The 12,822-nt window shown below is 67.5% G+C and carries 9 protein-coding genes and 1 tRNA gene; 4 read left to right on the top strand and 6 right to left on the bottom strand.

All coding sequences use genetic code 11. The features are described from left to right. Positions 1-51: 51 nt before the first annotated feature. The 3 genes from KEG57_RS02435 to KEG57_RS02425 all read right to left on the bottom strand — a co-directional run bounded on the left by KEG57_RS02435 (position 52) and on the right by KEG57_RS02425 (position 4,934). Positions 52-2,415 (bottom strand): N-6 DNA methylase, encoded by a 2,364-nt coding sequence (locus KEG57_RS02435; RefSeq protein ID WP_272418249.1) that lies wholly within the window; start codon positions 2,413-2,415, stop codon positions 52-54. 31 nt (positions 2,416-2,446) lie between these two features. After that, on the bottom strand, positions 2,447-3,067 hold the full coding sequence (locus KEG57_RS02430) for a hypothetical protein (protein WP_272418250.1): 621 nt from the start codon (positions 3,065-3,067) through the stop codon (positions 2,447-2,449). A gap of 274 nt (positions 3,068-3,341) precedes the next feature. Beyond that, positions 3,342-4,934 carry a hypothetical protein gene (locus tag KEG57_RS02425; RefSeq protein WP_272418251.1) on the bottom strand — a complete coding sequence of 531 codons (1,593 nt, stop codon included), beginning with the start codon at positions 4,932-4,934 and terminating at the stop codon, positions 3,342-3,344. A 260-nt stretch (positions 4,935-5,194) separates the two neighbouring features. On the opposite strand from KEG57_RS02425, the gene KEG57_RS02420 reads away from it, so the two are divergent. Then, the gene (locus tag KEG57_RS02420) at positions 5,195-6,580 is read left to right on the top strand and encodes a sigma-54-dependent transcriptional regulator (RefSeq protein WP_272418253.1); all 1,386 of its coding nucleotides are present in this window, start codon (positions 5,195-5,197) and stop codon (positions 6,578-6,580) included. A 44-nt stretch (positions 6,581-6,624) separates the two neighbouring features. Beyond that, complete coding sequence (locus tag KEG57_RS02415; protein ID WP_272418254.1) at positions 6,625-7,830, top strand: hypothetical protein; 1,206 nt, start codon at positions 6,625-6,627, stop codon at positions 7,828-7,830. A 24-nt stretch (positions 7,831-7,854) separates the two neighbouring features. On the opposite strand, the gene KEG57_RS02410 is transcribed toward KEG57_RS02415, so the two are convergent. Next, positions 7,855-9,102 carry a hypothetical protein gene (locus KEG57_RS02410; protein ID WP_272418255.1) on the bottom strand — a complete coding sequence of 416 codons (1,248 nt, stop codon included), beginning with the start codon at positions 9,100-9,102 and terminating at the stop codon, positions 7,855-7,857. Between the two features lie 158 nt (positions 9,103-9,260). On the opposite strand from KEG57_RS02410, the gene KEG57_RS02405 reads away from it, so the two are divergent. Next, positions 9,261-9,335: transfer RNA gene (locus KEG57_RS02405), tRNA-Cys, on the top strand. Between the two features lie 36 nt (positions 9,336-9,371). Here the strand turns inward: KEG57_RS02405 and KEG57_RS02400 are convergent. Then, positions 9,372-10,145 (bottom strand): hypothetical protein, encoded by a 774-nt coding sequence (locus KEG57_RS02400; RefSeq protein WP_272418256.1) that lies wholly within the window; start codon positions 10,143-10,145, stop codon positions 9,372-9,374. 113 nt (positions 10,146-10,258) lie between these two features. Between KEG57_RS02400 and cobA the strand changes: the two genes are divergently transcribed. Further along, positions 10,259-11,869, top strand: a complete 1,611-nt coding sequence (gene cobA, locus KEG57_RS02395) for a uroporphyrinogen-III C-methyltransferase (protein ID WP_272418257.1) — start codon at positions 10,259-10,261, stop codon at positions 11,867-11,869. Between the two features lie 9 nt (positions 11,870-11,878). Here cobA and nhaR read toward each other — a convergent pair whose 3' ends face one another. After that, positions 11,879-12,778 carry a transcriptional activator NhaR gene (gene nhaR / locus KEG57_RS02390; RefSeq protein WP_272418258.1) on the bottom strand — a complete coding sequence of 300 codons (900 nt, stop codon included), beginning with the start codon at positions 12,776-12,778 and terminating at the stop codon, positions 11,879-11,881. Positions 12,779-12,822: the final 44 nt, after the last annotated feature.

Below are 12,822 nucleotides of genomic sequence, written 5' to 3'. Positions count from 1 at the left end.
CGGGGCGAGGGGAGAGAGGGTCCGAGTGACATGGCGATGAGGACGCGCCGTCTATCCCAGCAGCGCGGCGACTTCCTCCTCGATCTGCCGGCCTGTTTCGGTCGCGGCGATCGCTTTGCGGATGAGGCCTCGCATCGTCTCGAAGCGCTTGCCCGTGGGAAGCGCGACGCCGGCCGCGATCCGCTCCGCTTCCTCGGCCAGCTTCGACAGTCGCTTATGGCGTTCATCGTCCGGCTCGTAGTGGGGAATCGGGAGGTGCCAGACGTACTTGTCATAATCGCGTGGGTTGTGCTCGCCACGCGCCTGGAGGGGCCGCAACCGCTCGGTAACGACGTTGCTATTGAGGATGGCCTCCAGATAACGTGCCTCTTCGAGGCTACTCGCCGTCCCCCAGTACAATTTATGCTCGACCACGGCATTGTCACGGATGATGGCGGCTGCCAGGTACATGCCGCTTGCATTGTAAACGACACGCTGCGGCGGGATCGGGAACTGGTTCGAGAGTCCGCGGTGGTAGTCGACGCGCTCGATCAGGGAAAGGCGCTCGCTGGATCGGTGCGCTTCCCACAGCGACTCAGCGTGCCGCCACCAATCGTCGAGCCCCGGATAGAGCCCGAGGCGCTCGTCCCGACCGTGAAGGAGGCGCTTGCCGTCCCAGGGGATGATGGCCTTGAGCGGCGCGATCGTCCGATAAGGCAGTACGGTCTCTCCGAGGTGCATGGATCGCACGAACTGGCGCTCGACGTTCCCTTCCAGTGAAGCGAGCGATTTCCAGGGCGCCTTTTCGTTCGGACTCCTCCGGCTGCGGACGGGAACCCGACCGGCACCCGAGCCCAGCGGCCCGGCCGCTCGCTGCTCGACGACGAGCAGGAAACGCGGGACGACCGTGGCTCCCTGTGCGAATCGCTCCTCGTACGGCGAGCCTTTGCCCGGCGTCGCATCCTTGGCCTCGCGGACCGAAGCCTCTGCGCGAGTGATGTGCCTCTTCGCGGTCTCCCATCCCAGATTGGTTTGCGGCAGCCGCCCCGACCATCGCTCGACGGAGGAGGGGAGCGCCGCGGGCTCGTCTGCATTTTCTCCGAGAATCACACAGCTCGGAACCGGGAAAAACGAGGGCTTCACCGCGTGGAGGTCCCAGGCCTCTTCAAACGATACCGTCAGGTCCTTCGATTGGACGAGGGAATAACGCCCCTTTCGAAACCCGGCGTGTTGCCGCCCGCGCAGGACGGACCAGGGCAGGACAAAGCCGAAGCGGCCGCCCGGACAGAGATAACGTTCGATGCTACGAAGGACGAACAATGTGGAGAGGTCTTGATTGGTGGCCACCGCGGCGCCGGCCCACAATCCGCGCTCCTCGCTCAGCTTGCGAAACTCGGCCTGCATCGCCGCCGTCATGAAGCGGTAGGATAACCATGGGGGGTTCCCGATCAGCACGTCGACGCGATTTTCTGGCCTCGCGAGCCAGACGGGGCGCGCCAGGTTGCGCACGTAATATCCCCAGATGTGATTGTGGCCATCGTCGTGCAACCGGCAGAGCGTCTTGAATGTATCGGTGATGATGGCTTGATCATCGGAGCGGACGGCGTAGCGACGGAAGACAGACGAGAGGCTCGGGACTGGTGCTCCGCGCGCACGGCGGATGCTTGCCAGCTCGGAGAGCTCCGCGACGAGTCGATCGAACTGGCCCACGTCGGCCAGCGTCCGCTCGGGAAAACGGAGCTCGGTCGACCATAGATGCCCCGCGAGCGTCGGGATGACGAGCGCGTTGCCCGTGAACAGGGTCCGCTCCTGTCCCCACTGGATGCTGTCGCCGAGATACACGGGAATCGAGAGCGCTGGCCGATCATCCGCCTGGAGACGCGCGGGGCCGATGGCCAGGAGGTAGGTGACGCGGGCGAACGTCACGGCGACGGGGTGGATGTCCATCCCGAACACATGCCGGGTCACGCCCGAGAGGGCGGTCGCATTGTCGAGCTTTGCCGCGTCGGCGGCGTCGAGGTAGCGCCGAATTGCGTGGAAGAGGAAGGTACCGGAGCCGCACGCCGGATCGAGCACGCGCTGGTCCAGCGGGTCCTTCACGGACACGTCGACGATACGATCGGCGAGCCAGTCGGGCGTATAGTATTCGCCGAGCTGCTTGCGTTGCTCCGTCGAAATGACGCTCTCGTAGAGCGTCTTGAGTACGTCGTGCTCGACGTCGCGCCAGGCGAAACGCGCGAGGCGACGAGCGAGCACCCTGATGAAGCGGTCCCCTTCCGGGACCTCGACGATCCAATCGAAAAAATCGGCGTCGACGACGCCGTGCACCTGCGCGTCGGCGAAGAGCTGGCCGGTTACGAGCGAGGCCGCGGAGACATCTTGTGCAGTGGGGTCGAGGCCAATGACGGCATGCGCGATCACCTCCGCGGTCGTCACGAGGAGCGTGTGCTCGACGAACAGCTCGTCGCTATCTGAATCCCGTGCCGAACGCGGTGGTAAGTAGACGCGCCCAGAGCTCGCGCTTGAGCTTCACTGTCGGCTCGTCGCGGTGCTGTGCATAAAGCCCGTAGAGCTCCGCGAAATCGAGCTTGTGCCCAGGGCTATCCGCGCCGAGGCGGCGCGTGATCTCCTGGGGCGTAGGCGCGATCTTCGCGCTCGTGGCGAGCACACCCTCGAGCCACACCGAGAGCCCTTCGACATCCGGCTTGCTCGGGTCGACCGTGAAGGACGAGACCAGGCGCAGCGCGCCCCCTTTCAGGTGGTACAGGCGCCATTCCGCGCCGTCGGTCAATACACCGACGTACCGTTGACCCATCTCCTGCGTCCGCGAGGCGACGTAGCCCGCGAGCTGCGCCTCGGCCTCCTGCCGCACGTTGCCCTTGCGCAGGTCGCGCTTGACCTCGAACACGCAGAGACCGGCCTCGACGTCGATCCGCTTGCGAGCACCCGCTTGCTGCTCCAGCACCACGTCGAGATCGCGTAGCTGTTCTTCTTCCAAGGAGAGCGGCGCCGCGAGGAGCAGCGCATGCAGGCCGCTCTGCACGTTGGCCTCTGTGCGCGTCACGTCCCGGTTCGCCAGGGTGCGCACGAGCTTGTCGAGATCGATCGTCCCCTGTCGTCATGCGCGGCAAGGTAGTCACATCGCAGCGGATAGCTCAAGCGACGTTGCGCCTTCCCGCCGCATCCGTACCTTCGCGCCAGCGCGGCGTGCACACCGCCCATCACCTCGAACGAACCGCTCCACGTCTTCGCGCGACCGAACCAGCGTTTGCTGGTACGGGCTCCACGATGTGCTGGCACGCCTCCATCGACGTGCGGGGCCCTTCGCGAGGCTCGTCGGCTCGTCTTCACAGAGTGAGGAGCTACATCCGGAAATAGCCGCTCGGCCGCTTCGCCGGTTTGCCCATGGCGATCCGGTGGAGCTCGCGCGCGGCGTCCTGGTGGTCCGGATCGAGGTCGAGCACGCGGCGGAGATCCTGCACCGCGCCTGGCTCGTCGCCGATCCGGCGGCGCAGATATCCCCGGTAGAACAAGGCCTGCGTGTGGTCCTCGCGGGCTTCGAGCAGCGCGTCGAGCTCGGCCACGCGCGCGCGCAGATCCGCGCCGCCGACGAGCGAGCGGATCCACACGGCGAGCGCGGCATAGTCGGGCTGCGTGGGATCGACCTCACGCGCGAGCTGGCACGCCGCGAGCGCGCCCGCGAGATCACGCTCCGCGATGCGCGACGTCGCGAGGCAGTAGAGCGCATGCGCCGGGCGCGCGGCGTCCGGTTGGCCCTCCGGCGGCATGGGCACGGTGGGCGCCTTGTCGCTCTCCGTGTCGCTTGCCGGGGGTTTGGGGGCAGAGCTCGGCTCGTCCGAGCGTCGCCCCCAAGCGTCGGAAGGAGGTTCGGCCGCGACGGGCTTCGGCACGTTCGGCGGCGAAGGGTCTGTCTCGACGACCGCGGACGGCGGCGGCTCCGTCACGGCGGCCCCGGACGGCCGCTCGCTCACGGCCTCCATCGGCGGAGGCGTGCCGACGCGCCGCGCGGCGAGCGTGAACGCGCTCGGACGACCGCGCTTCCGCGGGCGCGGTTGCACGCGTGAACGCTCGCCGTCGCCCGCGAGATCCGGCGCTGCCGCGCCCATGCGATGCGAGGCCGCGCGCAGGCGGATCCGCGCGAGCGTCACGGGACGCGCCGCGGCCGGCTGCGGCTCGGGCGGGATCTCCGCGCAGAGCGGCGTCGTGCCGAGGCCGAGATCGAGCGAGCGCGTGATCACGAGCGCGTAGACCATCCAGCAAAGCGTCTCTTCCGGCGCGAAGCCCGCGGTGAAGAGCTGCGCGAGTGCGAGCTCGCTCGTCCGGATCCGATCCAGGATCTCGCGCTCTTCGGTCGTCGGCGCGAACCTCTCGATCGCGGCCGTGGGGTGGATGCGGATCGTGACGTCGCGCAGGCGTTCGATCGTCTCGGTCATCATCGACGAGGCCGTCGCGTGGGCGCGCACGCCGGCCCAGAGAACCGCGAGCGGGTGCATCGTCGCGGTCGGCGCCGCGTCGTCGAGCAGGTCCGTGCGGCCGTCGAAGTAGCTGTACGTGGTGTCGGCGCCGAGGCTGAAGAGCCGCGTCATCCGCATCATGAACTGACGCGCCGCCGTTTGCTCGAGCAGGTCGCGCTCGACGCACCCCGCGAGCAAGAGCGCATCGCCGAGTAGCCCGTGCATCGAGAGTGCGCCTCGCAGCGTGGTCTCGTCGATCGCGCCTGCTTCGACGAGCATCTCGCCGAGCATCGCGTGCCCGTCGCCCGGACGAACTTTTACGGGCGCGCCCGCTTCGAGGCGGATCGCATGCTCGATGCCCGACGCCTCGCGCAGAAAAAGCGCGCCCGTGAGCTGCTTGTCCAGCGCGTAGACGAGCAGGTGTGCGAAGGGCGTTCGCCCGAGATCGCCTTCTGCGGTCGGAAGGATCTCGGCAGGCATGGGATCTCGAACGTATCACGAAGCGAACCACGTTCGTACATCCCCAACGTGCGGAACGCGGGTCGGCCCGACCTGAAAGCGGTTCATCGCTGCGCGAAAAATCGCGGTGCCTCCCACGACCCCCCACACCCTCCGGTCGCTCGCTTCTCCACGTCCACTTCGCGGAGCTTCGTTACAGCTCGCGTTCGAACCCGTGCCGTGACGGGGGCGTTCGGCGTGGGGCCGTCCCACCCCCGGCGGACGGGTGCTAGGGTCTGCCGATGCCGCGCGGCCATGTGCTCGTCGTCGATGACGAGCCCTCCATCCTCACCACGCTCCAGAAGGCCCTCTCGCTCGAAGGTTATACCGTCGACGTCGCCGGCGGCGTCCGCATCGCCGAGGAGAAGCTCGCCAAGAAGAGTTACGACATCGCGCTCTTCGACGTCGCGCTCCCCGACGGCGATGGCGTGTCGCTGCTCGAAAAAGTCCGCGTCGGGGGATCGGACCTGCCCATCGTGATGATGAGCGGCCATGCCTCGATCGACGCCGCCGTGCGCGCCACGCGTCTCGGCGCGCTCGATTTCCTGGAGAAGCCGCTCTCCACCGATCGGTTGCTCCTCGTGCTCGACAACACGCTGCGCCTCGTGCGGGCCGAGGCCGAGGCGCGCGCGCTGCGGGCGCAGGCGGGGCAGCTCGGGGAGCTCATCGGCGAGAGCCGGTCGATGGTGGCGCTCCGCGAGCAGATCGCGCGGGCCGCGAAGGCGAGCGCGACGGTGCTCGTGACCGGGGAGCGCGGGACGGGCAAGGAGCTCGTGGCGCGCGCGATCCACATCGCCGGCAAGCGCGCGAAGGGCCCGCTCGAGAAGATGAACTGCGCCGCGGTCCCGAGTGAGCTCATCGAGAGCGAGATGTTCGGGCACGAGGCCGGCGCGTTCACGGGCGCGACGAAGCAACGGCGCGGGAAGTTCGAGCGCGCGAGCGGCGGCACGCTCTTCCTCGACGAGGTCGGCGACATGCCGCTGCCGATGCAGGCGAAGCTGCTCCGCGTGCTGCAAGAGCGCGAGATCGAGCGTGTCGGTGGACACGAGACGATCAAGGTCGACGTGCGTGTCGTGGCCGCGACGAACCGCGATCTCGAAGCCGCTGGCCAGAAGGGCGAGTTCCGCGCCGACCTCTACGATCGGCTCAACGTCGTGCCGCTCGCGCTGCCGCCGCTCCGCGCGCGCCGCGAGGACGTACCGCTGCTCGCGCGGCATTTCCTGGGCCTCGCGATGGCCGCGAACGATCGGCCCGGCATGGTCCTGACCGAGGGCGCGATCGAGGTGCTCACGGGGTATGGTTTTCCCGGCAATGTGCGCGAGCTCCGGAACTTGATCGAGCGGCTCGTGATCTTGACGCCCGACGCGAAGATCGACGCGGAGGACGTGCGGGTTTGTCTGGGCGGCGCCTCGGCCGGGACGCCGACGGGCCTCTTTCGTCCGGGCACGCCGTTTCGGGTGCTCGCCGAGGAGGCGGAGCGGCGGATCCTGGAGGAGGCGCTCGCGCATCATGGCGGGGCGATGGCGGCGACGGCGCGCGGGCTCGGCCTCGAGCGGAGCCACCTTTACAAGAAATGCAAAGCGCTCGGGCTGCGCGGCGACAAGGCGGAGGCCGAGGACGAAGGGTAGAGCTTGGTCGTGGCAATCAAAAGGCCGCGGCGAGGAGACGGGTCATGAAGTCGAAGACGTACGTTGCTTTGATTCTTTCGGGTACTTTGGGCCTCGGGCTCGGGGCGTGTCGCGCGACGGGGAACAATACGACCGGAATCGGCGGCGAAGGCGGCGAAGGTGGCGCGGGCGCGTCGGGCGGCGAAGGTGGCGCGGGCGCGTCGGGCGGCATGGGCTCGGGCGGAATGACCACGTCGAGCACGGGCACGCCGGGCAGCTCGTCGTCGAGCGGCACGATGTGCACGCCGACGGGCGACGAGAACACCACGGAAGCGTGTAGCGACGGCGTCGACAACGATTGCGACGGCTTCAAGGACTGCAACGACTTCAACTGCGACAGCGTCGCGCCGTGCGCGAAGATCCAGGAAGCGTCGAACCCGCTCTGCTCCGACGGGATCGACAATGACATGGATGGGCAAACCGACTGCCAGGAGATGGCGTGTCAGGCGCTCGCGTTCTGCAAGCGTGAATGGTCGAACGGCCGGTGTTCCGACGGGATCGACAACGACGGCGACGGCAAGAGCGATTGCTTGGACACCGATTGCCAGGCCGAAGGCATCGTGGTCTGCACGGGCGACCAGCCGGCGAACCCCATGCCGATGGCGGCCGAGTTCGAGTCGCTCGCGAACGACGCGTGTACGAATGGGCAGAACGAGGACGGCAACAACTTCATCGATTGCAGCGACAATGCCTGCCTCGTGAACCCGGACGTGACGGCGTGCAAGAACCTCGTCAAGGAGGATTCGAACGTCTTCTGTGCGAACGGGCTCGACGATGACAAGGACGGGGTCTCCGATTGCGAGGATCCGGGCTGTCAGCGCGAGGGCATCATCGTGTGCAACGCGAACGTGCCGGCGAACCCGATGCCGGCGCCGAACGAGTGGACCGCGCTGGCGAACGCGGAGTGCTCGAACGGCGCGACGGACGACGGGAACAACTTCATCGATTGCGCGGATTTCGGCTGCTCGCTGAACCCCGACGTCACGATCTGCCCCGAGGCGAACGACGCCGAGTGCTCGGACAACGTCGACAACAATAGCAACACGTTCGTCGATTGCGCCGACAACTCCTGCAGCCGCAAGCCGAGCATCACCGTCTGCGGCCACGAGCTCTCGTTCGCCGAGTGCAGCGACGGCATCAGCAACGACGGCAATCCCTTCGTCGATTGCGACGACTTCGCCTGTGCCAACAGCGGCGCCTGCGTGAAGTGAGGAACCGCCCGGGGGGGGGCTCTCCTAAAAATATCCGTGAATCGTGGTGGCCACGCTCTGGTCGAGGAACTTTCCGACACCCGGGGCGGGGTGCTGCGTCCAGTGCGCGTATTCCACGAGGAACTGGAGATGGTCGTTCATGTTGTAGCCGAGGCCCGGCTGATGCATGAACTCCGTGTAGCCGACGTCCTGGTATCGCACGCCGCTCACGTTGTAGCGGGCCACGAATTTCCAGATGCGTGCCTCGCCGCCGACGAGGAGATAGTCGTTCCGTGACGAGGCGACGCCGGGGACGGCGGGCGCCGTGGCGGTCGCCGGGGTGGGCGGGATCGGCCAGTCCGTGACGCTCTGGCCCCGCTGGCGCATGACTTCGCCCCACACGCTCACCGGGCCGATGTTGATCGTGGCGTCGAGGGCGAACCGGAGCACGTCCCGGTTTTTCCCGGCGAGCGCCGGGATGTCCGCCTGGAAGTATTGCCCGGACACACCCAGGACGAGCGACGTGTCCTTGTTCCAGTAATACGCCGGCTCGGCGCGGACGATCGCGATGTGCCTTCGCCTCGCGCCGGGGATGCTGATCGTGTCGCGCCCGACGTACGAGCCGTTCGTCCGGCCGTCGACGAGGTAATATTGCCCGAAATACGCGAGCCGCAGGCCCGTCTCGTTGCCCGCGTTGCCCTCGATCGAGATGCCGTAGTTCGGGTCGAGCTTGATGCCGTCGTAGAAATGGATGGGCCCGAAAAACGAGTTGTCCCAGAAGAGGCCGAAGTGGCTGTACGATTTGCCGACCTTCACCGTGACGCGCGGGTGCTTGTAATAGAAATAGCCTTCCTCGATCCACGCCGGGCCTTCGTAAAACTCGCGCATGCGCGTGTCGCGCACGCTCGCGTTGAAGAAGAGGCCAAAATCGCCGATCGAGCCGTCGAAATTCAGGTGCGCGACGTGCATCCGGAGGAATGGCTTTTCCTCGGGAGGCTGGAAGGGCTGGTAGTAGAAGAGCCAGGCGCCGCCGTGGAGCTCGATCTTCAGCGTGGGTTTCGAGGGCGGCGGCTCTTTCGGCGGCTTCGGGGCGTCCTTCGCCGGGTCCTTGGCCGCGCCTCCGTCCGAGGGCTTCGGTCCGGGGTCGGGTTTGGTCGCCTTCTGCGTCGCGTCCGCTCCCCGCGGGTCCTCTTGGACACGGCGCGGAGGCGTGGACGTGATGCCCTGTCCCAGGGCAAACGACGGCGCCGCGAGGAGGCAAGCGGCCCAAACCCATCCGACGATCGCACGCATGCCCGTTCTCCGCTCGCCCTGCACGGACCATCGTACCGGATCGAGGCGCGGCGCCGAAAAGGTTTCAGGGGATGTGGCGGGGATCACCTGAAAGGTGTCGTGCACGGACGCTTGACAGAGGGCGCGGGATGGGGCAAAAACGCGCCCCTACCAACCGCGGTGAGGTAGCCAAGCGGTTAGGCAACGGTTTGCAAAACCGTCATACGCGGGTTCGAATCCCGTCCTCACCTCCAGAAACTGCTTCTTTCGGCCGGGATCTCCCGGCCTGATCACCAGCCGTCGTGATCGGCGCGGCACGAAAGGGCGTCGACGAGAGCTTCGACGACCGCGAGCTCACTCGCCCGGATGCGCGGCGCCTTGCGGCCGAGCTCGATGGACGCAGCAAGGCGGCCACCCGTGAGCACGGGGACCATCCACGCCGCGTCGCACGAGATGCCGAGGTTCAAGAGCCGATCCCGGACCGCCTGGCCCGCGGGGCCCGGCGAGGGCTCGGCGACGACCGTGTTGCCCTCCGCCGCCGCAGCGAGCGCCGGATCCACAAGGCTCGTGCGCTCGCCGATCATGTCGCGCGCGAAGGGGCCGTGTGCGTACAGGACAACCGCTCCGCCGGGACGCACCACGTGCACGAGCCCCGCATCGGCGCCCGTGCGCACGACGGCCGCGTTGAACAGGAGCAGCAACGCGTCGTCGAGGTCCGCGGCGCCCGCGAGGACGTCCTGCGGCATCACCTCGTCCGGAAAGACGGGCCGACCCGGCTGTGTGATGTCGTCGCCGAGGCTACCCGGGATGGTCTCCGCGGGGCGAGGATGGTAGGGCGGCGTGGGCGCCGCGGAGTCGACCGAGATCACCGCGAGCTCCGAGAGAGGTCGCCACACCTTCCACGCCTCGTGACGAACGTAGCTCTCCAGCGGCACCTTTCCCGCCTCGAGGCCCCGCGCGATGAGCTCGATGCCGACAGGACCGACCGCCGTCGCCCCATCGGACACGTACCATCGGTCGACGACGCCCGCGCTGGGCTCGGTGAGCAGCTTGATGGATCGCATACAGCAGCAGAGATCCCCAACGAGGAAGGGATGTGATGGGCGGAATCTAGGCGAATTGCGCATTGTGTCAAGGATGTGGCAATCGAGTTAAGAGGAAAGGTCGCGCGGGGATCATGAAAAATCGGTCAGAAGGCGAAGAAGGCGGGGATTTTACGCGATCCGCGGCACGTGCCGCCGCGCCCGGGACGGTGTACCTCGTGGGCGGAGGCCCCGGAGATCCTGGACTTTTGACCGAACGTGGGGCCGAGCTTCTATCGAGCGCGGAGGTCGTGCTGCACGATGAGCTCATTCATCCGGCCTTGCTTTTGCGCGTGCGGCCCGACGCGGTCGTGATGCCCGTGGGCAAACGAGGCTCGGATCGCGCCTCGAAGCAGGCCAAACAGGAGGCGATCGAGGCGGAGCTCGTGCGGCTCGGGCGCTCCGGCAAGAGCGTGGTGCGGCTGAAAGGCGGCGATCCGTACCTGTTCGGCCGAGGCTCGGAGGAGGCGGAGGCGCTCGCGCGCGCAGGCGTGCCGTTCGAGGTGGTGCCCGGCGTGTGCTCGCCGCTCGGAGCGACGGCGTACGCAGGGTTTTCCCTGACGCACCGGGATCTCGCGTCGAGCGTGATTTTCGTGAGCGGGACGATGCGATCGGGCGCGGGATACGACTGGTCGGAGCTCGCCAGCGTGAAAGGCACGATTTGCGTGCTGATGGGGATGCACAACCTGGAGGAGGTCGTGGCGGGGCTTCTCGGGCCTTCGAAACGCACCCCGGAGACGCCGGCGGCGGTGATCCAGTGGGGGACGCGGGCCGAGCAGCGGGTCGTGACGGGGACGGTCGCGGAGATCGCGGCGAAGGCGCGCGCGGCGGGGCTCGGGAGCCCGGGGATCTTGCTCGTGGGAGCGGTGGCCGCGCGGCGGGAGGCGCTGCGCTGGTTCGATACGCGGCCGCTGTTCGGGAAACGCGTGGCTTTGCTCCGGCCGCGGGGTCAAGCGCAATCGGTGGCGAAGCGGCTGCGAGAGCGAGGGGCCGAGCCCTACGTGTGGCCGGCGATCGAGATCGGTCCGCCGCCCGATCCTTCGGTGGTTTCGGCGCTCGTTTCGGAGCTCGGCGCCTGGGACGTGGTCGCGTTCACCAGCGAGAATGGCGTGGAGCGGCTGTTTGCGGCGCTCGCGGAGAAGGGCCTCGACGCACGGGCCTTTGGCCGCGCGAAGGTGGCGGCGATCGGGACGGGGACGTCGGCGGCGCTGCTTTCCCGGGGAATTCGCGCGGACATCGTAGCCAAGGATTTTCGCGGGGAGGGACTTTCGGCCGCGATCCTGGCGGACGAGGAAATCCGGAAACGTTTGTCGTACAATCAGATTGTGCGGGTGGTGATCCCGCGCGCGCTCGTGGCGCGGGAGGCGCTGCCCGAGATGCTGCGGGCGGCGGGCTGCGAGGTGCGGGTCGTGCCGGTGTACGAGACGCGCAAAGCCGGGCCCGAGCGGACGGCGGAGCTCGTGCAGCGGTTCGAGGAGAAATCGATCGATGTGGTGCTGCTTTCGGCGACGAGCACGGTGGAAGGGCTCGTGGCGGCGCTCGGCGCGCGGGCGGGCGAGCTGCTCGCGGGCGTGACGGTGGCGAGCATTGGCGAGATCACGACGGAGAGCGCGCGGGCACGGGGAATCGAGGTCGCCGTGACGGCGGAGACGAGCACGATGGAGGGGCTCGTGGAGGCGGTGGAGAGGTATTTCGCGCGGAAATGAGGGGCGGGCTCAGCCGAAGATGTTCTTGCGCGCAGCGCTGGCGACCGCGTTCGTGGCCGGGTTTTTGATTTTTCGTTCGCCGGTGATCGCGTAAAAGCGTTCCTTCACGGCTTCCGTGTGGCCGACGACACGAAGGTCGTATTGGTTCTGGATCTCTTTTTCGATCACCGAAGGCGCGACAAGCACGCCCGCGCCGGCCTGGCCGAAGACCTTGAGCAGCGCGCTGTCGTCGAACTCGCCCACGATGCGCGGACGAACTCGTTCGGATTCGAACCATTGCTCGAGCGAGCGCCGGAGCGTGGTGCCCTCGGCAGGCAGGAGGAACGGCGCGCCGTCGAGGAAGCCCGGGAACGGCCTGCGCGTGTCGAGCGCGATCGAGGGCGCGGCGAAGAAGCTGATCCCGCATTCGCCGAGCAAATGGCTGTAGGCCTTGATCTTCATGCCGGAGCCGAGCGGGGCGTCGGTGATCACCATGTCGAGGTTGTGGAGGGCGAGCTCCGCGATCAGCCGCTCGGCCTTGTCCTCGCGACAAACCATACGCACGGGCTCTTCGAGGTCGAGGGCCGGTTCGAGCAGGCGGTGCGCGATGAGCTTGGGCAGGGCGTCCGCGATGCCCACCACGAACCGGAGCGGCCTGCCGGTCGGTCGGCCTTTGACCGTGTCGAGTAGCTCGCGGCCGAGCGAGAAGATGTCGTCGGCATAACGGTAAACGACGCGCCCGACCTCGGTGAGGACGAGGTGCCGGCCGCTGCGAACGAAGAGCTTTTCCCCGAGCGCCTCCTCGAGGGCGCGAATCTGTCCGCTGATGGTGGGCTGGGCGAGCCGCAGCTCCTGGCTTGCCCGCGCGATGCTCCCTTCTCGCGCGACGACCCAGAAATAAAGCAGGTGATGATAGTTGAGCCACTCCACTGTAGCCGCAGCATACCATCGTTTTTCCCGATGTCTCCGCCGCG

This window comes from Polyangium jinanense (genome assembly GCF_028435365.1).
The sequence above is the reverse complement of the archived record's forward strand: the minus strand, read 5'-3'. Positions and strand labels throughout refer to the sequence as shown.

Excerpts from the sequence above, each read along its gene's own strand:
- KEG57_RS02425 (WP_272418251.1), bottom strand. The coding sequence starts at position 4,934 with ATGCCTGCCGAGATCCTTCCGACCGCAGAAGGCGATCTCGGGCGAACG.
- KEG57_RS02420 (WP_272418253.1), top strand. The coding sequence starts at position 5,195 with ATGCCGCGCGGCCATGTGCTCGTCGTCGATGACGAGCCCTCCATCCTC.
- KEG57_RS02415 (WP_272418254.1), top strand. The coding sequence starts at position 6,625 with ATGAAGTCGAAGACGTACGTTGCTTTGATTCTTTCGGGTACTTTGGGC.
- KEG57_RS02410 (WP_272418255.1), bottom strand. The coding sequence starts at position 9,102 with ATGCGTGCGATCGTCGGATGGGTTTGGGCCGCTTGCCTCCTCGCGGCG.
- KEG57_RS02400 (WP_272418256.1), bottom strand. The coding sequence starts at position 10,145 with ATGCGATCCATCAAGCTGCTCACCGAGCCCAGCGCGGGCGTCGTCGAC.
- cobA (WP_272418257.1), top strand. The coding sequence starts at position 10,259 with ATGAAAAATCGGTCAGAAGGCGAAGAAGGCGGGGATTTTACGCGATCC.